This window comes from Streptomyces sp. NPDC107521, from assembly GCF_055598485.1.
Genome location: NZ_JBVKAT010000018.1, coordinates 56,479 through 79,991, shown reverse-complemented (window position 1 = coordinate 79,991; position 23,513 = coordinate 56,479). Strand labels below are relative to the sequence as shown.

14 protein-coding genes are annotated in these 23,513 nt (G+C 73.0%); 12 read left to right on the top strand and 2 right to left on the bottom strand.

Going from position 1 to position 23,513, the window contains the following annotated elements:
- Positions 1 to 50 precede the first annotated feature (50 nt).
- The 3 genes from ACZ7LB_RS24410 to ACZ7LB_RS24400 all read left to right on the top strand — a co-directional run bounded on the left by ACZ7LB_RS24410 (position 51) and on the right by ACZ7LB_RS24400 (position 6,998).
- Complete coding sequence (locus tag ACZ7LB_RS24410) at positions 51 to 5,279, top strand: DNA repair ATPase (RefSeq protein WP_471471145.1); 5,229 nt, start codon at positions 51 to 53, stop codon at positions 5,277 to 5,279.
- A complete protein-coding gene (locus tag ACZ7LB_RS24405; RefSeq protein ID WP_365207753.1) occupies positions 5,276 to 5,467 on the top strand; it encodes a hypothetical protein in 192 nt (63 codons plus the stop codon). The genes ACZ7LB_RS24410 and ACZ7LB_RS24405 overlap by 4 nt, the downstream gene beginning before the upstream one ends.
- Before the next feature lie 856 nt (positions 5,468 to 6,323).
- The gene (locus tag ACZ7LB_RS24400) at positions 6,324 to 6,998 is read left to right on the top strand and encodes a maltokinase N-terminal cap-like domain-containing protein (protein WP_471471143.1); all 675 of its coding nucleotides are present in this window, start codon (positions 6,324 to 6,326) and stop codon (positions 6,996 to 6,998) included.
- A gap of 482 nt (positions 6,999 to 7,480) precedes the next feature.
- On the opposite strand, the gene ACZ7LB_RS24395 is transcribed toward ACZ7LB_RS24400, so the two are convergent.
- Positions 7,481 to 8,374 (bottom strand): phosphorothioated DNA-binding restriction endonuclease, encoded by an 894-nt coding sequence (locus ACZ7LB_RS24395; protein WP_471471141.1) that lies wholly within the window; start codon positions 8,372 to 8,374, stop codon positions 7,481 to 7,483.
- Positions 8,375 to 8,662: 288 nt separating this feature from the next.
- On the opposite strand from ACZ7LB_RS24395, the gene ACZ7LB_RS24390 reads away from it, so the two are divergent.
- From ACZ7LB_RS24390 to ACZ7LB_RS24365, 6 genes are all read left to right on the top strand, one after another.
- Complete coding sequence (locus ACZ7LB_RS24390; RefSeq protein ID WP_471471139.1) at positions 8,663 to 9,352, top strand: GntR family transcriptional regulator; 690 nt, start codon at positions 8,663 to 8,665, stop codon at positions 9,350 to 9,352.
- Positions 9,349 to 10,143: a carbon-nitrogen family hydrolase gene (locus ACZ7LB_RS24385; RefSeq protein ID WP_471471137.1), complete on the top strand. Its 795-nt coding sequence runs from the start codon at positions 9,349 to 9,351 to the stop codon at positions 10,141 to 10,143. The genes ACZ7LB_RS24390 and ACZ7LB_RS24385 overlap by 4 nt, the downstream gene beginning before the upstream one ends.
- 141 nt (positions 10,144 to 10,284) lie before the next feature.
- Positions 10,285 to 11,358 (top strand): DUF2848 family protein, encoded by a 1,074-nt coding sequence (locus ACZ7LB_RS24380; protein ID WP_471471136.1) that lies wholly within the window; start codon positions 10,285 to 10,287, stop codon positions 11,356 to 11,358.
- The gene (locus ACZ7LB_RS24375) at positions 11,355 to 12,668 is read left to right on the top strand and encodes an MFS transporter (protein WP_471471134.1); all 1,314 of its coding nucleotides are present in this window, start codon (positions 11,355 to 11,357) and stop codon (positions 12,666 to 12,668) included. The genes ACZ7LB_RS24380 and ACZ7LB_RS24375 overlap by 4 nt, the downstream gene beginning before the upstream one ends.
- A gap of 186 nt (positions 12,669 to 12,854) precedes the next feature.
- Positions 12,855 to 14,267 (top strand): 2-oxoadipate dioxygenase/decarboxylase, encoded by a 1,413-nt coding sequence (hglS, locus tag ACZ7LB_RS24370; RefSeq protein WP_471471132.1) that lies wholly within the window; start codon positions 12,855 to 12,857, stop codon positions 14,265 to 14,267.
- Positions 14,268 to 14,462: 195 nt separating this feature from the next.
- Positions 14,463 to 17,318: an FAD-binding and (Fe-S)-binding domain-containing protein gene (locus tag ACZ7LB_RS24365; protein ID WP_471471131.1), complete on the top strand. Its 2,856-nt coding sequence runs from the start codon at positions 14,463 to 14,465 to the stop codon at positions 17,316 to 17,318.
- A 939-nt stretch (positions 17,319 to 18,257) separates the two neighbouring features.
- On the opposite strand, the gene ACZ7LB_RS24360 is transcribed toward ACZ7LB_RS24365, so the two are convergent.
- Positions 18,258 to 18,896 carry a hypothetical protein gene (locus tag ACZ7LB_RS24360; protein ID WP_471471130.1) on the bottom strand — a complete coding sequence of 213 codons (639 nt, stop codon included), beginning with the start codon at positions 18,894 to 18,896 and terminating at the stop codon, positions 18,258 to 18,260.
- 282 nt (positions 18,897 to 19,178) lie between these two features.
- Between ACZ7LB_RS24360 and hemL the strand changes: the two genes are divergently transcribed.
- From hemL to ACZ7LB_RS24345, 3 genes are all read left to right on the top strand, one after another.
- Positions 19,179 to 20,495: a glutamate-1-semialdehyde 2,1-aminomutase gene (gene hemL / locus ACZ7LB_RS24355; protein WP_471471129.1), complete on the top strand. Its 1,317-nt coding sequence runs from the start codon at positions 19,179 to 19,181 to the stop codon at positions 20,493 to 20,495.
- Between the two features lie 152 nt (positions 20,496 to 20,647).
- Positions 20,648 to 21,343 carry a histidine phosphatase family protein gene (locus ACZ7LB_RS24350; RefSeq protein WP_471471265.1) on the top strand — a complete coding sequence of 232 codons (696 nt, stop codon included), beginning with the start codon at positions 20,648 to 20,650 and terminating at the stop codon, positions 21,341 to 21,343.
- 633 nt (positions 21,344 to 21,976) lie between these two features.
- Positions 21,977 to 23,356, top strand: coding sequence for a polysaccharide deacetylase family protein (locus tag ACZ7LB_RS24345; protein WP_471471127.1), 1,380 nt, complete (start codon positions 21,977 to 21,979; stop codon positions 23,354 to 23,356).
- Positions 23,357 to 23,513 lie beyond the last annotated feature (157 nt).

The following is a 23,513-nucleotide window of genomic DNA, read 5'->3' as shown; positions in this document are numbered from 1 at the left end:
CGAGGCGGACGGCGGCGCGGCACCCCGGCCTCTCGAAGGGAACACCGTCCATGGCCACCGACCTGGAGACGGGTGCGCACGACGCCGCCGACGCCGGCACCTACGAGGTGCTGCGCGACCGGCTGGCCGCCCAGGCCGCCGAGCTGGCCCGGCGCGCCGAGGACCTCAACACCCGCCGGGTGGAGGAGTTCGGCTCGGCCCGGCTCGAACTCGCCGGCACCGAACGGCTGCGCACCGAGCGGCCCGGGGTGCCCCGCGACATCGCCGCCGTCGGCGACGCGCTGCTGCTCGGCACCGCCGGCCGGTCCACCGCCGGCACCACCGAGGTGGCCGACGTCTTCACGCTGCACGACCGGGCACTGAACCCGCTGCCCGAGAACGCCGTCCCCGGACTGCTCGACGACCCCTCCTTCCGGCGGGAGTTCGAGGAACTGCACCGCTACTACCGGCAGGCCCGGCTGCTGCGGCTGCGCCCCGTCGGCGGGCGGCTGCTGGCCGTCTTCCGCACCGGCGAGAAGGCCGCCGACATCCGCGTCCTGCGCTGGACGCTCACCGACGACGGACGGGCCGTCTTCCTGGACGCGCGCGGCGAACGCGACGACGCCTTCCCGCCGCCCCACGACGTCACCTGGACCGCGGCCACCCGCGAGGACCACGTCCTCGGCCGCCATCCCCACGTCTCGGTGCGCGGCGAGCTGTTCGTCACCACCGTCGGCGGCGCCCTGACCGTCAAGCTGGAGGACGACACCGAGACCGGCGGGGGCGTCCACAGCGAGCCCGTCGACGAACCCCTCCAGGCCCTCGCCGACGCGGACATCGCCCACGCCCGGGTCGGCGCCCTGATCCTGCTGCGGGTGCGGCCGTACAAGGAGGAGACCGACCGGCACCTGGTCTTCAACACCCTGACCCGGACGGTGGTCCGCCTCGACGGGATCGGCCTCGCCTGCCGCCGCCTCCCCGACGACCAGGGCATCGTCTTCCCCGGCGGCTACTGCCTGGCCACCGGCGCCCACAAGACGTACGGACTCGACGCCTCCCGGCTGGAGTTCGAGCGCGAGGTGCGCTCGCCCAACGGCGAGGACGTGCTCTACGCCTTCCACGCGCGCGGCGAGAGCCGGGGGCTGCTGCTGTCGTACAACACCATCCGCAAGGAGATCGCCAACCCGCTGCCCTGCCGCGGCTGGGCGCTGGCCGGCGACGGGACCTTCGCGGTGCTGCGGGCGGACGGCGACGAACCGGCCCGGACGCACCCGGTGCAGCTCTGGGACTCGCCCTACCTCTCCGACACCCACGCCGCCGCCCGGCCCGCCGGCAGCGGACCGCTGGCCCGCGTCGGCAACGCCGACCTGGTGCGCGGCATCGCCGCCTGCCTCTCGGTGGCCGCCCTCGTCGCCGACGGCGTCACCACGGCGGAGGGCTACCGGGCACTGGCCGACGGCTGCGTCCGGGCCGCCGACGCCCACCACTGGCTGGACGAGGCCGAACTGGGCTCCCTGGCAGGGGCGCTGGACTCGGTGCGGGAGACCGCCGAGCAGGTGCTCGGTGAGTTCGAGACCGTCCGCGACCTGACCCGGCTGGCCGCCGAGGCCCGTGACACGGCCGCCGAACGGATCGCGGCGGCCGTGCGGCGGCTGCGCGGCGAGGCCCCCCGCGACGCGGCGTCCTGGGTCGACGGACTGACCGAACTGCGTTACGCCCACGGTCAGTTGCTCAACGTCAAGGAGCTGCGGCACGCCGACACCGAGGGGATCGACGCCCTCGCGGAGGAGGCCGAGCGGTCCCTGGCCGACCTCGGGCAGCGGGCCGTCGCCTTCCTCGCCCGCGAGGACGCCTTCGACGCCCAGCGCGAGGAGGCGGAACGGCTCGTCGCGGACGCCGGGGCCCTGGCCACCGTCGCCGAGGCCGCCCCCGTCGCCGCCCGGCTCGACGCCCTCGCCGACGGACTGCGCACGGTCACCGACGTGGTCGCCGGGCTCGACATGGGCGACGCCACCGTCCGCACCGCCCTCCTGGAGCGCATCGCCGGGGTCCTGGCCGGGGTCAACCGCGCCCGCGCCACCCTCGACTCCCGCCGCCGGGCGCTCCAGGACCGCGAGGGCCGCGCCGAGTTCGCCGCCGAGACGGCCCTGCTCGGCCAGGCGGTCACCGCCGCCCTCGCCGCCGCCGACACCCCCGAGCGGTGCGACGACCAGCTCGCCCGGCTGCTCGCCCGGCTGGAGGACCTGGAGTCCCGGTTCGCCGAGTTCGACGGCTTCCTCGCGGAGCTGGCCGACAGGCGCACCGAGGTCTACGACGCCCTCGCCGCCCGCAAGCAGTCCCTCGCCGACGAACGCGCCCGCCGCGCCGAGCAGTTGGCCGCCTCGGCCGCCCGCATCCTGGAGACCGTCGCCCGGCGCTCCACCGCCCTCCCCGACGCCGACGCGGTCAGCGCCCACTTCGCCTCCGACCCCATGGTCGCCAAGGTCCGGCGCACCGCCGACGACCTGCGGGCCCTCGGCGACACCGTCCGGGCGGAGGAGCTGGACGGACGCCTCAAGTCCGCCCGGCAGGAGGCCGTCCGCGCCCTGCGCGACCGGACCGACCTGTACGCCGACGACGGCCGCACCCTGCGGCTGGGCGGCCACCGCTTCGCCGTCAACACCCAGCCCCTCGACCTCACCCTCGTCCCGCACGAGGACGGTCTCGCCCTCGCCCTCACCGGCACCGACTACCGGGTCCCCGTCACCGACCCCGGCTTCGCCGCCCCGGGGGAGCACCGGGACCGCACGCTGCCCTCGGAGTCGCCCACCGTCTACCGCGCCGAGCACCTCGCCGCCCGGCTGCTGCGCGAGCACGGCGCCGAGTCGCTCGCCGCGGCCGACCTGACCGCCCTGGCCCGGGACACGGCCCGGGAGGCGTACGACGAGGGGTACGAGGCCGGGGTGCACGACGCGGACGCGGTGGCCCTGCTCACCGCGCTGCTGCCGCTGTACGAGACGGCCGGGACGCTGCGCCACGAGCCCGCCGCCCGCGCCGCCGCCCAGTTGTTCTGGGCGCACGGCACCACGACCGGGGAGCGCCAGTCCTGGACCCGCCGGGCCCTCTCGCTGGCCCGCGCCCGCGCCGCCTTCGGCCTCGGCCCCGCCATCGACGACCTGCGCGACGAACTGGCCCGCGCCCTGGAGGCGTGGAGCCCGGGCGGATGGAACGGCCCGGCGGCCGGGGCCGGCGGAGGAGCCGGCCGCGGGGCGCGCCCCGGCGGTCCCGGGGGCCCCGGGGAGCCCTGGGGGCCGGACGCCGGCCGGGAGGCCGGGAGCGGCGGCGGGGCGGTCCCCGCCGGCACCGGCGCTCCCGGGGCCACGGCTCCCGGCGGTCCCGGCGGTCCCGGTGGCCCGGGCGGTCCCGGTGGCCCGGGCGGGGCGTACGCGACCGGTGCCGGGAGCCCGTCCGGTCCCGGGACTCCCGGGAGCCCTGGAGGATCCGGGGGGCCCTGGGGGTCTCGGGGCCCGTCCGGTCCCGGCGGGCGGCCCGGTGCCGTGAGCCCGGAGGCCCACGCCTCCGCGGCCTACCTCTTCGACGAACTCACCCTCACCCCCGAGGGCTTCGTCCTCGGCGCCGCCACCCGCACCCTGCTGGAGAAGTTCCGCCGCACCGTCGGCGGCCCCGCCTACGACGACGACCTGGCCGCCCTCGACGACCTCGCCGCCCGGCGCCAGCTGGTCGAGGCGTGGCTGTCGTCGTACGCCGCCGCCACCGGCACCGGACTCACCGCCGGCGACCTGGCCGAGGCGGTGGCCGCCGAACTCTGCCCGGACCTGCCCCGGTACGACGGCGACGCACCGCCGACCGCCGTGGTGGAGGGACTGCTCGGCGCCCACCCGCGCGTCGAGGGCGGCCGGGCGGAGCTGCGCCTCGACGAGTTCCTGGCCCGCACCGGCCGGTTCGCCGCGCACGACGTGCCCGCCTTCCGCGCCCACCAGCGGCGCCGGACCGCCCTGGTGGCCGCCGAGCGCGCCCGGCTGCGCCTGGACGACCACCGGCCCCGCGTCATGTCCGCCTTCGTCCGCAACCGGCTGGTCGACGAGGTGTACCTGCCGCTCATCGGCGACAGCCTCGCCAAGCAACTGGGCGCCGTCGGCGGCGACAAGCGCACCGACACCGGCGGGATGCTCCTGCTGCTCTCCCCGCCCGGCTACGGCAAGACCACCCTCGTCGAGTACGTCGCCGAGCGGCTGGGCCTGATGCTGGTGAAGATCAGCGGGCCCGCGCTCGGCCACGGCGTCACCTCGCTGGACCCGGACGACGCGCCCAACGCCACCGCCCGCCAGGAGATCGAGAAGGTCAACTTCGCGCTGGCGTCCGCCAACAACACCCTGCTCCACCTCGACGACATCCAGCACACCTCGCCGGAACTCCTCCAGAAGTTCATCCCGCTGTGCGACGCCACCCGCCGCGTCGACGGGGTCCTGGACGGCCGCCCCCGCACCTACGACCTGCGCGGCAAGCGCTTCGCCGTCTGCATGGCCGGCAACCCGTACACCGAGTCCGGCGCCCGCTTCCAGGTGCCCGACATGCTCGCCAACCGGGCCGACGTGTGGAACCTGGGCGACGTGCTGACCGGCAAGGAGGAGGTGTTCGCGCTCAGCTTCCTGGAGAACGCGCTGACCGCCAACCCGGTGCTCGCCCCGCTCGCCGGGCGCGACCGGGCCGACCTCGGCCTGCTGGTCCGCCTCGCCGCGGGCGACCCCACCGCCCGCGCCGACCGGCTCGTCCACCCGTACGCCCAGGCCGAACTGGAGCGCGTGCTCGCCGTGCTGCGGCACCTGCTGGCAGCCCGGGAGACGGTGCTCGCCGTCAACGCCGCCTACATCGCCTCGGCGGCCCAGGCGGACGACGCGCGCACCGAGCCGCCGTTCCGCCTCCAGGGCTCGTACCGCAACATGAACAAGATCGCCCAGCGGATCCACCCGGTCATGAACGACGCGGAGCGCTCCGCCGTCCTCGACGACCACTACACCGCCGAGGCCCAGACCCTGGCCCACGGGGCCGAGGCGAACCTCCTCAAGCTGGCCGAACTGCGCGGCACCCTCACCCCGGAGCAGGCGGACCGCTGGGCCGAGGTGCGCGCCGCCCATGTGCGCGCCCGCGTCCTCGGCGGTCCCGAGGACGACCCGCTGGTCCGCGCGGTCGCCGCGCTCGGCCTCCTCGCGGACCGGGTCGCCGCCGTCGAGACGGCCATCACCCGCGCCGCCGATCCGCGCCATCTGCTCGCCGCCCCGCCCACCCGAAAGGAGCCGTGACGGTGTATCCCTTCCTCGCCCCGCTCGCCCCCGCCCTCCTGATCGTGGCCCTGAGCACCGCCGTCCTCGTCCGCCGCGACCGCCGCCGGATGGCCCCGGCCGCCGACGCCGGGTGCGCCGAGGGCGCCGGCCGCGAGCGGCGCCTCCGGAACCCGCTCCGCCGCCTCCGGCGCACCCCCCGCACCTGACGGCCCCCCCGCCCGCGGGGGCGCTGCCCGCGCCGGGGTCCGGCGGTGCCGGGGTGATGCCCGGGCCGGAGTGCCGTTGCGCCGGGTGCGGACAGCGCCGGGGTCCGGCGGTGCCGGGGTGATGCCCGGGCAGGGGTGCCGTTGCGCCGGGTGCGGGCAGCGCCGGGGTCCGGCGGTGCCGGGGTGATGCCCGGGCCGGAGTGCCGTTGCGCCGGGTGCGGGCAGCGCCGGGGTCCGGCGGTGCCGGGGTGATGCCCGGGCCGGAGTGCCGTTGCACCGGGTGCGGGCAGCGCCGGGGTCCGGCGGTACCGGGGTGAAGCCTGTGCCGGGGGTGCTGCGGTGCCGATGCCCTGCCCGGGCGGGGCTGCGGTGCCGATGCCCCTCGCGCGCCGAGGTGCTGCGGTGCTGGTGCGCTGCCACGCGCCGAGGCGCTGCGCTCCCGGGGGTGAGGGCAGCGCCGGGGGCCGCGGTACCGGGGGCGGTCGGCGCGGGAGTGCTGCCCGCGCCGGGTGTGCGCCGGGGCGCGGGTACGGAGGCGGCCGGGCTTCCGCGGCGCGGACAGCGGCCGTCGCGGGGGAGGGGAGCACACCCGGGCACGCTTCCCGGACCCCGGCCCGGGGAGCGTGCCCGGCCTCTGCCGGGGGGGAGCGTGCCCGTCCCGGGACCTTCCGGGGCCGCCCCCCGGGAACCGTTCTCGCTCTCCCCGGGAGGGACTCCGGCCCGCCGCCCCACGGCGGGCAGCCCCCGCCCCCGGCCACCTGACCAGGGGGGCCGTGCGCGTGTCCGGCACCCCGGGAGCCCGTACGGATGCGAGGGTGTGGGAGCCCACCGCCGTCCCACGGAGAGACCTCCTCGCATGGCCGTCATCCACCAGACCGTCCTCAAGCCCGACAAGATGGAACTGCTGGCCGCCTGGCTGCCCTTCCGGCCGTGGTACCGCGGCGGCGCGGAGGGGCCGGAGCCGGTCAAGGCGGGCGGCTTCCGGCTCGATGACCCGCGGGGTGCCGTCGGTATCGAGTTCATGATGGTCAACGACGTCTCCGGACTGCGCCCGGCCGCCTATCTGGTGCCGCTGGCCTACCGGGGCGCGCCGCTCGACGGGGCCGCGGAAGAGGCCCTCATCGGCGTCGCGGAGCACGGGGTGCTGGGACGCCGCTGGGTCTACGACGCCCTGCGCGACCCGGTGGCGGTGGCCCAGTTGGTGGCCCTGCTGGAGGGCCGGACGCGGGCCCAGCACCAGGACCTCAGCGACACCCCCGACGACGAGGTCGTCCTCTCCCGCGGGCAGGACGCCGCCCCCGGCGCGGTGGACCCCGCGGCGGCGGAGGCGACCGACGACGCCGAGGGCACGGTGCTGACCTTCCCGCACGGCGCGGCCCTGCGCCTGCACCGCGCCCTGCGCCCGGCCCCCGACGACGCCCCGGCGGCACCTCCGGAGGGGACGTCCCGGCTCACGGGCGTCTGGACGGCCGGGGACGACCGGCGCGTACGGGGCCTGCTCGCCGTCCTGCGCACGGGCCCGCGCCCCTGACACCGGAGCCGCCGCGCCGGAGCCGCCGGAGCGCCGGCGTTCGTGCTCCCGAACACCGTTGTTCAGAACGGCTGTTGGCATTGACCGGCGACCGAGCCGAGACCCCGCACCGCCTGGACCGTCCCGGACCACCCGGACCGTGCCGGATCACCCGGACCGTCCCGGACCACCGGGAGCGGCGGACCGGGACGCCCGTACTGATCGGATGGACGGACCGCAGCGCCCGCACCGACCCCTGCGCCCGGCGGTGACCGCAAGGTCGGCAGCGCCCTGAACGGCGGACCGGCACGGCCGACCGATCGCACGGCCGACCCGCAGCACGCGAGGCGTCGGCAGCGCACGCACCGCTCCCCAGTGCCCTGGGCACCCCCGACGCCCGTGCCGCCCGCCCGTGCCGCCCGCCCGTACCGCCCGTCCCGCCTCGCCGTCCCGCCTCGCCGTCCCGTCTCGCCTCGCCGTCCCGTCTCGCCTCGCCGGGGCGCTCAGCCGGTGGCCGCGGGCCGTGGCTCGCCCCGGAAGACCTGGCGGGTGTGCCAGTCGCGGTGGGCGGCGGCGACGGCGGGCGCGCCCGGCTGGGGCCCGGTGAGGGGCCGCCCCGCGAGCGCCGTCACCTGCGCCCGCGCGGCGGGTCCGTGGCCGACGAAGCTCTGGGAGACGAGGACGCGGTGACCGTCCCCGACGCCGAGCACCCCCTTGTCGAACAGCTTGTGGTGCAGCGAGCACAGGCACAGCCCGTTCTCCACGGAGTCCGGGCCGTCGAACGCCCACCAGCGCACGTGCGCCGCCTCCAGCCCGACCGGCACCGCGCCGAGGCGGCCGTCGTAGCCGCAGAAGGCGCACCGGAACTCGTAGGCGGTCAGCACCCGTTCGCGCATCCGGGGGTCCCGCCGCCCGCGCACCGCCGCGCGCGGCGCGGGCACGGCCGGTTCCAGCTCCAGCCCGACGGCCTCGCACAACTCGGCGTGCAGGGAGGGCGGGAAGTGCAGGTCGAGCAGGGACCGGGCCATCCGGGCGCCGAGGCGGGGATCGCGGCGCAGCGCCTGCCGCAGCTCCGGCGCGAGCCGCCCGGCGGCACCGGAGGAGCGGAGCGCGCCCTCACCGGTACCGGGGGAGCCGGGCCCGCGGTCGGTGCGCACCTCCCACACCCCGTCACCGACCAGATGGTGGAAGGGGTAGGCGGGCGTGGTCCGGTTCGGAGGCCCGTACTCGGCCAGCAGCCCCCGCAGCTCCCCCTCGACGGCGCTGTACCGCAGCACCCCGTCGGCGTCCGCCTGGAACCGCCCGAGCGCGTACAGCAGCAACAAGGGCTTGTGCGGCGCCCGTACCCCGTTCCGACTCCACTGCCGCAGCCCCGCGACCCGCTCCAACCAGTCCATGCCCCTGGATCGTAGCCCCCGCCCCCGCCCCCGGGGCCGAGCGCCGGGAGTCACCTGCCCGGGGCCCGGCCCGACGAAGCCCGGTGACCCTGCGATCGCCCGGTTCGTGGCCCTGGATTCACGCCGGAATTCGGTTCACCCGCAGGTCAGTAGTGCTCTTGACCGCCAAAGCCGACCCCATGTATACATGGCGCACATGAGTCGGTCATCAGGTGCGGATCGTCGACCCGCGGACTGCGCGGCCTCCGCCGGCGTGACCGGTTCCATCGATCCGTCACGGAGGGCGGCATGGGAAGAACGACCGGAAGTCCGACGCCAGGCGCCATGTCGGCCCAGGACTCCACATATGAGCGGTTGCGGATGCGCATCCTGCATCTGCCCCATGACGAGGGGGTCTTCTTCAACGAGGTGGCGCTCGCGACCGAACTGGGGATCTCCCGGACCCCCGTGCGCGAAGCGCTTCTGCGGCTCGAGGCGCAGGGATGGCTGAAGATCCTCCCCCGCAAGGGGGCCTTCATCCCGCCCATCTCCGATTCGGAGATCGCTTCCGTCATGCAGGCGCGGTTCCTCATCGAGGAGTGGAGCGTCAAGCAGGTGATCGACGCACAGCTCGACCTGTGTGACGCGCTGGACGAGCTGCTCGACGAACAGGAGAAGTTCCTGGACGACGCGACATCGTTCATCGAGTTGGACCGTCAGTTCCACCGGACGATCGTGTTGGCGGCGGGCAACCCGGTCCTGGCCGAGTTCTACGAGACGCTGCGCGACCGCCAGCTGCGTATGAGCATTCGAGCCATGGGCAGTCGGGGCGACCGGGGGCGCCGGGTGATGGACGAGCACCGTGCGATCGTCACCGGACTGCGGGAGCTCGACACGGAGCGCGCCGCTCAGGAAGTCCACTCCCACCTTGACGCGACTCTGGCCGCCCTGCGCTCCCATGGGTCCGTACTGTCATCCACGTTCAAGGGGCTCGGATGAGAGTCGCGCTTCTGCAGGTCGCCAGTCCTCCGGACGAAATCATGGCGGTCCGCGTACGACGTGTCGGCGGGATGGTCCGCGCGGCCGCGTCCGACGGAGCCGGGCTCATCGTCCTTCCGGAGTTGTGGGCGTCCGGCTACTTCGCCTTCGACCAGTACGCCGCCCATGCCGAGACGCTCTCGGACGGTGAGAACGTGTCGGCCATGAGCGAGTGGGCCCGATCCCTGCGTGTGTACCTCCTGGGCGGCAGCGTCCTCGAGAAGGGTGCCGCCGGCGCGATCCACAACACCGCGGTGCTCTTCGACCCCGACGGCACGCTCGTCCACGCCTACCGCAAGACGCATATGTATGGCTACCGGTCGCGTGAAGCCGAACTCCTGACGCCGGGGCGTGAAATATCCTCGGTGCGGACCGATTTTGGCGTCGTGGGCTCATCCACGTGCTACGACGTCCGTTTCCCCGAAGTCTTCAGGGAACTGCTGGATCAAGGCACGCAAGCAGCTCTCGTGCCTGCGGCATGGCCGATCGACCGAATCGCACACTGGCGGTTGCTGACTTCGGCCCGTGCCGTCGAGAACCAGATGTATGTCATCGCCTGCAATGCCGCCGGTGAGCACGGCGCCGTCAGGCTCGGTGGCCACAGCCGCATCGTCGGTCCCTGGGGTGATGTCCTGGCGGAGGCGGACGGCGCCGATGAGCAGGTCGTCAGCGCCGACATCGACCTCGCCGCCGTCGATGAGGCACGGGCCTCCTTCCCCGTCACGCGCGACCGCGTAGTCGGCGCGGAGTAGCGGCCCGCCTCCGGCTCGACTTCCCCGGCTCTCGTCGCGGCCGGGTCGTCCCGGCCCCGCGGGCGCTCTCTTCCACCCGGCGGCGTGCGGCGCCGTTCTGCGGGCCGGCGCGCCCCCGAATAGCCATCCGAAGGAATCGCCTTGACGGTCAAAACCCTTCATTTTCGTGACGTCAGCACGGGATCCGCGATTGTCCTCCAGCCCAAGGCGCTGGTGATCGCGGGCTTCACGGGCGCGGATCAAAAGTCTGTGCGTGAACACATCCAGGAACTGTCGGACCATGGAATCACCCCGCCGCCATATATTCCGATATTTTATCGGGCGCCGGTCTCGCTTCTCACTCAGGATGAGTCTATTCTCGTCTCGAGCAAGGAGAGTTCGGGTGAAGTGGAGCCCGTGCTCATCTGCGCCGAAGGCGAATGGTATCTGGCGCTTGGCAGTGATCACACCGCGCGGGACGTGGAGAAGGAAAGCATCCCCGAATCAAAGGTGTCCTGCCCGAAGCCGGTCAGCAGAAACGTCATCCCGCTCAAAGAAGCCGCAGGGGACTGGAACAGGTCAAGGATTCGCAGCTACGCCGACGGCGCTCTCTACCAGGAAGCGCCTCTGGCCGACATCCTGCCCGCTCAGGAGATTCTGGACTCGTACAGGAAGTCGAGCGGTTCCACTACGAGTGGGCTCGTCATGTTCCTCGGCACAGTGCCCCTGAAGGGTAAATCCTTCCAATTTGCCACCCGCTTCACGGTCGAACTCGTCAAGGACGGCGCCGTGATGCTGTCCTGCAGCTACACCATCGCGTCCCGAAGTGACCGGACGCAGAACCAAGGAACGGACGGAAGCAACATGAGCAAGCCTGCCCTGGAATTCTTCCCAGTCACCGATGTCGAATGGACCCCCGTGCCGGAAAGCGGCTGCGAGGGCTTGGACGAGCGGATCCTCGCCCAGGACGGGGAGATCGCGACTCGAATCCTCCGCTTCGCCCCGGGAACGGACACGACGCCCAACGGTGAGCAGTCCCATGAGTTCTGGGAGGAAGTCTACATCCTTTCGGGATCGATCCACGATCTCGGTATCGGCAGGACGTTCACGGCCGGCATGTACGCCTGCCGGCCCCCGGGCATGAAGCACGGCCCCTGGGTCTCGCCGGATGGGTGCACGACCTTCGAGGCCCGGTACACCCGCGGCGAGGCGCCGGAGAGAGGGAGATCCCAGTGAGCGCAAGTGCACTTGAGGCACACCGCCCCCTGAGGAGCACCACCGGCAAGGCAACGCTCGGAGCCACCCTGGGCAGTGTGGTGGAGTGGTTCGACGTAGCCGTCTACGCCTATCTGGCACCCGTCATCGGGATGAATTTCTTTCCGACCGGTAATCAGGCGACAGGACTTCTCCTCTCGTTCGCCGTGTTCGGCGCCGCCTTCGTTGTACGTCCCCTCGGAGGTTTGGTCTTCGGGGTCCTGGGGGACAGGATCGGCCGCCAGAAAGTCCTCGCCGCCGTACTGCTGCTGGTCTCCGGCGCGACCGTCGGAATTGGTCTCCTCCCCACTTACGCCGCCGTCGGGGTGGCCGCGCCGATCGCGCTGGTGGGCCTCCGCCTGATCCAAGGGTTCTCCGCCGGCGGTGAACTCAGTGGTGCTGCGGTCTTCGTTGCCGAACACTCGCCGCCCAAGCGCCGTGGCTACTTCGTCAGTTGGATGGAGATGGGGGCCATCGCGGGGTTCCTGCTCGGCGCCCTGGCCGTTCTGGCTCTGAACCTCTCCCTCACCGAGTCCCAGCTCCATGCGTGGGGATGGCGCATCCCGTTCCTCATGGCCGCACCCATGGGTGCCATCGGCCTCTATGTACGGTCCAAACTTGAGGAGACGCCCGAATTCACGGAGGTCAAGGAGAGCGGGGAGGTCGAAGCGCACCCCCTGCGCGAGACGCTCGTCCACCACTGGCCGGCCGTGCTCCGCGCCGCGGGCTTCGGTCTGTACCAGAACGCCGCCCTGTACGTGATTCTCACCTTCGTCCCCTCGTACATGGAGGTGACCCTCGAACGGGGTTCTGACGTCGCGGCACTCTCCGCGGTCGTCACCATGACGGTGATCTGCGTCTTCATCCCCATTGTCGGGCACGTCTCGGATCGGATCGGCCGTCGCCCATTGCTCATGGGTTCATGCGTCATATCGCTCCTGACGTCTGCTCCGTTGTTCTGGCTCATGGGTCGGCAGAGCGTGGCAGCAGTATTCGCAGCTCACCTCCTGCTCGGTGTCTTCCTTTCCCTCTACCTCGGCGTGACGATGGCCGCGATCAGCGAACTGTTCTCGACCAAGGTCCGGTTCGGAGGTTTCGCCATAGGCTACAACCTCTCCGTCGCCGCCTTCGGTGGAACAGCCCCGTTCATCGTCACGTGGATGATGGGATTTTTGGGAAACCTCGCTCCGGCCTACTACATCATGGCCACCGCCGCCGTCACTTTGATGGTGGTCGCCACGAGTCCCGAGACGGCGCCGAGAAGGATCGAGCGGACTCTTCATTCTGGCTGATCCGGTCCCGTCCGCCGGTCCGGCAACACCGGAACTCGTGACACTCGGCGCCTGTTCCGCTCTCTCTGGCCGTCCTTCTCGACGGCAACGCACGGAATTCTTCCGAACCATCCTCCACCGGTGTGGCCGCCGGGGATCGAAGGTCAATTCCCGGCGGCCATCCTGGGAAACGAAAGGACAAAACTCATGTCGTCCCTGGAGCTGTGGCGACTGCGGGCGGAATTCGCCCGACGGCTGTCCGACATGTACGCGGAAGAGGTCCCCGCCTACAACACCCTCGTCGAGGTCTCCACCGAGGTCAACGAGGAATGTCTGCGCCGCAAGGGTGCCGAGGCGGAGCGGCTCGGCAGCATCTCCCGTGTCACGGCCGAGCGGCACGGAGCCATCCGTGTCGGCTCCCGGCGGGAGATGTCCCAGGTCGCCCGGGTGTTCGCCGCCTTCGGTATGCACCCGGTGGGCTTCTACGACCTGCGGGACGCTTCCAGGTCCTCGGTGCCCGTCGTGTCCACCGCCTTCCGTCCGATCGAGCAGGACGAACTGGCCAGGAACCCCTTCCGGGTGTTCACCTCGATGCTCGCGGCCGACGACCCCCGCTTCTTCGGCACGGAGCTGCAGGAGCGGCTACGGGCCTTCTTCAGCGCCCGTGTGCTCTTCCCCCCGGAGCTGTTGGACCTCGCAGACAAGGCCGCCGCCGACGGCCGCCTCCCGGCACCGGAGGCCGAACGCCTGCTGCATCTGGCCGCGGGGGCGTTCAAGCTCTCCGGCGACCCGGTGGACCACGCCTGGTACAGGACGCTCGAAGCGGTCTCGGCCGTCGCCTCGGACATCGGCGGCGTGACGAGCACCCATATCAACCATCTGACCCCTCGGGTGCTGGACATCGACGACCTCTACGTCCGTATGGAGGCGCGGGGCATCACCATGATCGACGAGATCCAGGGGCCGCCGCGATGGGACGGACCGGACGTCCTGCTGCGCCAGACGTCCTTCCGTGCCCTCGCCGAAGACCGCCTCTTCCGCTTCGAGGACGGAAGCCTCGGCCCGGGTGAACTGCGCGTGCGCTTCGGTGAGGTCGAGCAGCGCGGCATCGCCCTCACCCCCGCCGGGCGGGACCTGTACGACCGGATGGTCGCCGAGACCGACCGGCGGCTGGCCGCCGGGGAGGGCGACGGGGTGCGCGTCGACGTCGCCCGCCGGATATGGGAGGAGAACCTCCCGCGCACCGAGAGGGAACTCGCTCTCCGGAGGCTGGCCTACTTCACGTACACGCTTGACCGAGACGCCGTCCCGCCTCACTTCGGCGACTCGTTCCAGGGCCGGCCCCTCCCGCTGCACCTCCTCATCGAGAAGGGCATCGCCGTTCCCGAGCCCATCGTGTACGAGGACTTCCTGCCTCGCTCCGCGGCGGGGATCTTCCAGTCCAACCTCACCGACGAAGGGTCCCGGGACGACGCTCAGACCGAGAGCGACTACGACATCACCGTGATGTCCGAGATCGTCGGCCGTCCGGTCGCGGACCCCGACGACCTCTACCGGCGCCAGCAGGATCGCTCCCTGCGGGCGCTCGGCGAGGCGCTCGGGAGGGACATCACCCCCTGAGTACCGGCCGCGGGGAGAGCCCGCGGAGGGGGAGGCGCCAGGCGTCCGCCCCCGTGCGGCGCGGAGAGCCCACCCGCCCGCCACGGCCGCGGTCCGTGGTCCCGGTCCGCAGCAGCGCACTGCCCGCCCGGCACGCATCGGCCGCCGGAGCGGGAGCCCGGACGAGAGCAAGCCGAAGCAAGGAGTAGCACCACCATGGCCCCCGCATCGACAGATATCCGGCACAGGACGCCGCCGGGGGGATCCTTCCTCGAAGACCTGAGGTCAGCGCTGGGCGAGACCGTCGACGCCTCGTCCCTGACCCGCGCGCTGTACTCCACGGACGCCTCCAACTACCGGGTGGTACCGGAAGTGGTGGTCACGCCCCGATCCCGGGAGGACGTCACCTCCGCCGTGGCCATCGCCCGGGCGCACCGGGTACCTGTGACCGCGCGCGGCGGGGGGACGTCCTGTGCCGGGAACGCGGTGGGCACCGGTCTGGTCATCGACTTCTCCCGCCACATGAACCGGGTGATGTCCATCGACTCCGACAACTCGACAGCGGTGGTCGAGCCGGGCGTCGTCCTGGACGCGCTCCAGGAGGCGGCCCAGCCGTTCGGACTGCGCTTCGGGCCCGACCCGTCCACCGCCACCCGTTGCACTCTGGGCGGGATGATCGGCAACAACGCCTGCGGACCTCACGGCCTTTCCTATGGGCGCACAGCGGACAACATCGTCTCGATGACCTGGCTGACGGGGAGCGGGCGGATCATCACGGCCGGATCCGGGACAGACGCTCTGGGCGCGTTGCCCGGGCTAGCATCCTTCGTCAGTGAGCACCTGGCCGTCATCCGGACCGAGTTCGGCCGCTTCGGACGGCAGATCTCGGGATACTCGCTGGAACACCTGCTTCCCGAGAACGGACAGAATCTCGCCGCGGCCCTGGCCGGCACCGAAGGCAGTTGCGGAATACTGCTCGAAGCCACCGTCAAGCTCGTGCCCCGCGCGCCGGCCCCGGCGCTCGCGGTGCTCGGCTACACCGACATGGCCGCCGCCGCCGACGACGTACCCAACCTGCTGCCCCTGCGGCCGCTGGCCCTTGAGGGCCTCGACGCCCAACTCGTCGACATCGTCCGACGCGCGCACGGCCGGGATGGCGTCCCGCCCCTGCCGACCGGGGGCGGCTGGCTCATCGCCGAGCTCGCGGGAGCCACCTCCGAGGCCGCCGTCGAGGCCGCCGGAAGGCTCGTCGCCGCTTCCCACGCCCTGGACGCCGAAATCCTGCCGGCCGGACCGGAGGCTACGCGCCTGTGGCGGATCAGAGCCGACGGCGCGGGATTGGCGGGCCGTACCGTCACGGGCGAACAGGCCTGGCCCGGCTGGGAGGACTCCGCCGTTCCCCCTCAAAGGCTCGGCGGGTACCTGCGGGGGCTGGAGGCCCTGATGGCGGAGGAGGCCCTCTCCGGCCTCGTCTACGGCCACTTCGGAGACGGCTGCGTGCACGTCCGCGTCGACTTTCCCCTTGATCACGACGGGGCGCCCATGCGCCGGTTCCTCGAACGCGCGGCGGAACTCGCGGTCGCCCACGGCGGCTCCCTCTCCGGCGAACACGGCGACGGGCGCGCGCGATCAGAACTGCTCAACACGATGTACAGTCCCGAGGCACTCCGGGCCATGCGGAGGTTCAAGGCACTGCTCGACCCGGAGGATCTGATGAACCCCGGCGTCGTGGTCCGCCCCGCGCCGCTGGACGCCGATCTGCGTCGGCCTCAGGCCCTTCCGCTCCAGGCGGGCGACGGCTTCGCCTTTGCCCACGACAGCGGCGACATCACCAAAGCCGTCCATCGCTGTGTGGGCGTGGGCAAGTGCCGCGCCGACCTGCGTCCACAGGGCGGCTTCATGTGCCCGTCCTACACCGCCACCCGTGACGAGAAGGACTCGACCCGCGGCCGTGCCCGGACGCTGCAGGAGATGCTCAACGGAGGCGTCGTCAACCTCGGCTGGAACTCCCCGGAGGTCCACGAAGCCCTCGACCTCTGCCTGAGCTGCAAGGCATGTGCCAACGACTGCCCCACGGGTGTCGACATGGCGATGTTCAAGTCCGAGGCACTCCACCAGGCCTACCGCGGTCGCATACGCCCCTTGAGCCACTACACCCTCGGCCGTCTTCCCCAATGGCTCAGGCTCGCCGCCCCGGCGGCCCCACTGGTGAACCTGGCCGGCCGGATCCCCCCACTGCGCAGACTGATGATGACCATGATGGGTGCCGACCCCCGTCGGTCCCTGCCGCGACTGCCCCTGCTCCCCTTTCGCTGGCGGAAGCGGGTCGATCGCACCGCCATGGACACGGGAGGGACGCCGAAGATCCTTCTCTGGGTCGACTCCTTCACCGACGCGATGGCGCCGGACGTCGCCCGCGCCGCACTGGAGGTACTCTCCGCCGCCGGCGCGGACGTCGACATCGCGGACTCCGGAGCCTGCTGCGGTCTCACTCTCATCTCCACGGGCCAACTCACCGCGGCCAAGGCCCGACTCCGCAGGACCTTGGACCTGCTCGTCCCCCACGTCAGGGAAGGCCGGACCGTCGTCGGCCTGGAACCCAGCTGCACGGCGACGCTCCGTTCGGACCTGCTCGAACTCCTGCCCGAGGACCCTCGCTCCGTCGAACTGGCCCGATCGGTGCGAACCGTCGCGGAGTTCCTCACCTCGATCGACTGGACCCCGCCCCGGGTTGCCGAGAAGCTCCTGGTTCAGCCGCACTGCCACCACTACTCGGTGATGGGATACGGCGCCGACCGGTCCCTTCTCGAAGCCATGGGCTGCGACGTCGAGACCTCCGCCGGGTGCTGCGGTCTGGCCGGCAACTTCGGGATGGAGAAGGGGCACTACGAGGTGTCCGCGAGCATCGCCCGGGAGGGCATCCTCGCCAGGGCGGCAAGCGCCCCCGACCGGAGGATCATGGCCGACGGTTTCTCCTGCCGCACGCAGATCCGGGACCTGGCGGCTCTCGACAGCCGCCATCTCGTGCAGGTCATCGCCGGCGCTCTCCGAAAGGACGCGGGTACCTCCTGAGGCCGAAATCGCGCTGCCGCACTCGGACATCGGCCTGACCGAGATCCCGCCTCGGTGAGGCGGGCGACGGGCGGAGGCTGACATGGGCGCACTCGGACCGGATTCGCGCACCCTCGGCTGTTCGATGTGCCGCGGGTCGTCACACCAGGTGCGGTCGACCGTCGATCACATTGAAACGATCACTCAGAAGACCTACGGTCGCGGACGCGCCGCAGGAGATGTCCCGTCAGCACCCCTGCCCAGGCCACCAGTGACAGCGTCGCGGCGATCCTCACCCAGGGCGCCGTGCCGGTACTGGCCGCCGTCCACCCGGAGAACAGGATCCACAAGCACACCCAAGCCGGGCTGTCGAGGAAATCAGTCCTCGGGTTCCGCGACACCCCACGCTCCCGCTGCCGACACCGTGACCCTGTTCGCCACGACGGGAGGATATGACAGCGGATCGGGCGATACAGGAAGCGGCCAGGGTCTTTCATTTGGATCGGGCCCGGACCGGGGAGCGGGCTCCGGCGCCGTGCGTCGCAAGGCGGAGGCGGAGGCGGGAGTCGGGGCGGAGTCCTGGCGCCCGACGACAACGCGGCGAGGTGCGGTGCCAGGGCCCGCGAGCCCGGCATGATCCAAACGAGAGGCCCTGGGGCACCCTGTCGGCCACAGCGTGCTTCCGTTCCGCGGCGACGAGAAGGAAAGCCGCCGCACCGCTCCGCGCGCTGCCGGATCGTTCCACTCCCTGCTGCAGGGAAAGCCGCGGGCCGTTCTGCCGGAGCACCGACCGCCGACATCCGGCACCCCGCCAGGAGCCCGGGTGGGCCGGGGGAGGGGGCAGGGGCCCTCGTGCGTTCCCGGGCGCGGGCGGGGCGGAGCCCGGAGGTTCCGGGGCCGTCACGCCCCCGGACGCGACGGGGCGAGGACCCGATGCCTCGCCCCTGTCGGACCTGTCGGTCAGGGCCAGACCAGGCAGTACGGCTGGTGGCCCGCCTCGTGCAGGCGGTGGCTGAAGTCCTGCCACTCGTGCAGGAGCCGGTAGACGTTGAACGCGTCCCGGGGGCCGCCGCGGTCCGGGACCGTGGACCATATGAAGGCCGCCGCGCCGACCGCCTCCTCGCCGACGCCGCGCAGCGGGTCCACGACCGTCATCGGGAGCTTCACGACGGCGTAGTCGGGGTGCAGCACGACCAGCTCCAGGGGCGGCACCCGGTGCAGGGGGACGCCCTCGATGCCGGTGAGGACCATCGCCGCCATCGTCTCCGGCTTGATCTTCGTGAACATGCCGCCCATGCCCAGCTCGTCGCCGCCCAGTTCCTCGGGGCGCATCGAGATCGGGACGCGGGCCGCCGTCGCCCCGTCGGGCGCGCCGAAGTACTTGTAGGTCACCCCCACCCGACCACCATTCCCGCTCCCCGCCCCGAGGCGCCCGCCGACCCGTCGGCCGGGGCGGTCCGGGTCGTCCGGCGCGCCGTACGACTGCTGTGACTCGCGTGCTTCGGTCATGTCCTCGGCGTCGCGTCGGTGCCTTCCCCGCCGGGCCCGACGAGGACCCAGATCATCGGTCCCCTCGCCCAGTCCGCCACCGCGATGCATATCTCCACCCGACTGCTTTTCTGGGCCGCACGGACCCGCCACGCGACCCGATCATCGTGTCAGTGACCTCCCCCGCGGCCGTCCGCCGAAACGTGTGGTGCGACAAATGTCCGCAGGATGCCGCTGACGGCCGTCCGCGCCGCCCGGTGGGCCGCGTGGACGTGCCCCAGTCTGGCAGACGGCACGGCTTCCGGGCCGGTTGTCTACCCTGAACGGGGTCACCCTGGGCAACCGGAGTCCGAAAGTCGCACAAAGACGAGAAGGTCGGAGTAGTCGCACGTCATGAGCGAACTGGCATATCCATACGAAGCACCGGCCTCGCGGGCGCTGTTCGACCGGGCCACCGCCGTCACCCCCGGTGGCGTGAACTCACCGGTCCGGGCCTTCGGCGCCGTGGGCGGTACGCCCCGTTTCATGGTGTCCGGCAGCGGGCCGTACCTGACCGACGCCGACGGGCGCGAGTACGTCGACCTGGTCTGCTCCTGGGGACCGATGATCCTCGGCCACGCCCACCCCGAGGTGGTCGCGGCCGTGCGCGAGGCGGTCGGGCGCGGCACCTCCTTCGGCACGCCCTCGGAGGGCGAGGTCGCGCTCGCGGAGGAGATGACCTCCCGGGTCGCCCCGCTGGAGCGGGTGCGCCTGGTCTCCAGCGGCACCGAGGCCACCATGTCCGCCATCCGGCTGGCCCGCGGCTTCACCCGGCGCACCAAGGTGATCAAGTTCGCCGGCTGCTACCACGGCCACGTCGACTCGCTGCTCGCCGCCGCCGGGTCCGGGGTCGCCACCTTCGCGCTGCCCGACACCCCCGGTGTCACCGGCGCCCAGGCGAGCGACACGATCGTGCTGCCGTACAACGACCTCGACGCCGTGCACGCCGCCTTCGCCGCCCACCCGGGGGAGATCGCCTGCGTGATCACCGAGGCCGCCCCGGGCAACATGGGCGTCGTGCCGCCGCTGCCCGGCTACAACCAGGGGCTCAAGGACGCCTGCGCCGCCAACGGCGCGCTGTTCGTCTCCGACGAGGTGATGACCGGCTTCCGCACCAGCCGCGCCGGGTGGTACGGCGTCGAGGGCGTCGTGCCCGACCTGATGACCTTCGGCAAGGTCATGGGCGGCGGCTTCCCCGCCGCCGCGTTCGGCGGGCGGGCGGACGTCATGGAGCACCTCGCCCCGGCCGGGCCCGTCTACCAGGCGGGCACCCTCTCCGGGAACCCGGTCGCCACCGCCGCCGGGCTCGCCCAGCTCCGGCTGCTCGACGACGCGGCGTACGCCGGGGTCGACGCCGTCTCGGCGAGCATCCGCGCGATGGTCGGCGAGGCGCTGGGCAAGGAGGGCGTCGCCCACACCGTCCAGGCCGCCTCCACCATGTTCTCCGTCTTCTTCACCGACCGCCCGGTGCGGAACTACGAGGACGCCAAGGCGCAGGAGTCGTTCCGCTACACCGCCTTCTTCCACTCGCTGCTGTCGAACGGCGTCTACCTGCCGCCGTCCTCCTTCGAGTCCTGGTTCGTGTCCACGGCCCATGACGAGCGGGCGCTCCAGCGCGTCGCGGACGCCCTCCCGGCGGCGGCCCGCGCGGCGGCGGAGGCGACGGCGTGAGCACCCCCGGCGGCACGGGGACCCCGGACGGCACGGGGACCCCCGAGGACGCGGGCACCCGCGAGGGCACCGGCCTCCCCGGCGCCGGCCGGTCCGGCGACGGGCCGCGCCACGAGAACACCGAGACGACGACCACGGGAGCGGACGGCCAGATGAGCGAGCGCGACGACGACCTCACCGTCGTCCATGTGATGCGGCACGGCGAGGTCGACAACCCGACCGGCGTGCTCTACGGCCGCCTGCCCGGCTACCACCTCTCCGAGCTGGGCCGGCGGATGGCCGAGCGGGTCGCGGAGCACCTGGCCTCCCGCGACATCACCCATGTCGTCGCCTCCCCGCTGGAGCGGGCGCAGGAGACGGCGGCGCCGATCGCCAAGACGCACGGGCTGGACGTGGACACCGACGGGCGGCTGATCGAGGCCGGCAACGTCTTCCAGGGCAAGACCTTCGGCATCGGGGACGGCGCGCTGCGCAGGCCCGCCAACTGGAAGCACGTCGTCAACCCCTTCAAGCCGTCCTGGGGCGAGCCGTACGTCGACCAGGTGGTGCGGATGATGGGCGCGCTGCACACGGCGAAGGACCGGGCGCGCGGCCACGAGGCCGTCGTCGTCAGCCACCAGCTCCCCATCTGGATACTGCGGTCGTACGCCGAGCGGCGGCGGCTGTGGCACGACCCGCGCAAGCGGCAGTGCACGCTGGCCTCCCTGACGACGTTCACCTTCCGCGGCGACCGGATCGTGTCCGTCGGCTACACCGAGCCCGCGCTGGACCTCGTGCCGCCGCACCTGCGCGCGGGCGCCAGGCCGGTGAAGGGGGCGGGCGCGCAGGGCAAGGCGTTCGGCGCCTGATCCCTCACGGGGGCCCGACGGTACCCGGCCCCGAGGGCGGACCCGGCGGCACTGAACCCGAGGGGCGGCCCCGGTGGTGCGTGATCACCACCGGGGCCGCCCCTTCCCCGTTCCCCCGCGCCCCGCGCCCCCGGGGAGGCCGGGTCCCGCGCCCCCGTGCCCCGCGCGGACGGGCCCCGTACCTCGCACCCCGTGCGGCCGGGCCCGCGCCTCCGCACACCCGGCGTCTCCCCGCCCCCCCCGTACTCCGCGAGGCCGGGCAGCGGTGCCCGCGTCTCCGCGCGCACCGCACCTCCGCACCTCCGCACCTCCGGCGTCTCAGCGCACCCCGCACCTCTCCTCCGCGCGCCCCGAGCCGCCCGTCCCGCGGCCCCGCCCCCCCGTTACACAATCCGTACACATTTGCGGAACCCGCTCGTTCGTTGTGTCCTCTCTTCCAGTGCCGCGACAGGCAGCCTTCGCCCCGTCGCGGCGCCCGGCACGCCCGCCCGCCGTTCCGGCCGACCCCCGGGGACGTCCCGTACGAGGACCTCCGGCCGGCCCGCGGGGCGCACGCACCGGACGCCGCTCGCCCCGGTGAAAGCCGCCCGTCGCGCACCAGTGACCGCACAGGACGCGACGAACGAGGCTGCGATGCGCACTCCCAACCGCACACTCACCCGCAGGGGGATGCTCGGCATCGGTGCCGGGGCCGCTGCCGCCGCCGGGCTCGCGGCCTGCGGCTCCGGTTCCGGCTCCCAGGCACCCGCCGGTCCCGCCGGGGGCTCCCGCGAGCCCGGCGGCCGTCCCACCCCGTCCGGCAGCCCCGAGCCCACCGCCCGGCCGATCGGCGACGGCTCCACCGCGTTCACCGGGCGGCAGCCGCACCAGCCGGCCGCGCCCCGGCCGCTGGAGCCGGGCCAGGCGCCGCCGCAGTTCGTCGTCTTCTCGTGGGACGGCGCGGGCGAGGTCGGCAACGGACTGTTCCCGCGCTTCCTGGACCTCGCCGAGGAGCACGGCGCCCACATGACCTTCTTCCTCTCGGGCCTCTACCTGCTGCCCGAGTCGAAGAAGCGCCTCTACGACCCGCCGAACAACCCGCGCGGCGCCTCCGACATCGGCTACCTCACCGACGCCCACATCAAGGACACCCTGGCCGGGGTGCGCCGGGCGTGGCTGGAGGGCCACGAGATCGGCACCCACTTCAACGGGCACTTCTGCGCGGGCCGCGGCAGCGTCGGCGACTGGACCCCGGCGCAGTGGCGCAGCGAGATCGACCAGGCCAAGGCGTTCGTCAAGGAGTGGCGCACCAACACCGGCTGGACCGACGAGCCGCCCCTCCCCTTCGACTACGACAAGGAGCTGGTCGGCGGGCGCACCCCGTGCCTGCTGGGCCAGGACCGGCTGCTGCCCACGGCCCGGGAGCTGGGCTGGCGGTACGACGCCTCCTCGCCGGGCGGGCGCCAGACCTGGCCGGTGAAGCGGGGCGGGATCTGGGACCTGCCGCTCCAGCAGATCCCCTTCCCCGGGCGCTCCTTCGAGGTGCTCTCGATGGACTACAACATCCTCGCCAACCAGTCCGTCAGCACCACCCGGGCCCCCGCCCACAACCACCCCGCCTGGCGGACCCAGGCCACCGAGGCGTACATATCGGGCTTCCGGCGGGCATACGAGTCGAACCGGGCGCCGTTCTTCGTCGGCAACCACTTCGAGGAGTGGAACGGCGGCATCTACATGGACGCCGTCGAGGAGGCCCTGAAGCACATCGCGCGGGAGCGGGACAAGGGCGGCGACATCCGGATGGTCTCCTTCCGTCAGTTCACCGACTGGCTGGACGCGCAGCGCCCCGAGACGCTGGCGGCGCTGCGCACCCTGGACGTGGGACAGGCCCCGGCGGGCGGCTGGAAGGCCCTCCTCGGCGCGGCGGACACCGGGACCGGCACGGGCACCCCGGACACCGGCGACGGCACGGGCACGGGCACGGGGGCCGGCGACGGCGACGGCACCCCGGACGCCCCCGGCGAGGCCACCTGACGCGCCCCGGCGCCGGGCCCGGGACGCGCCCCGGTCCCCTTTGAGTCCCCTCCGGAACCTGGCCGCCGAGGCTTCCCGGTGAGACCCGGGCCGAGGCCCCGGCGAGACCCCGGCCGAGGCCCCGGCGAGGCCCGGCCGAGCGCCGCCGCGCCGCCGT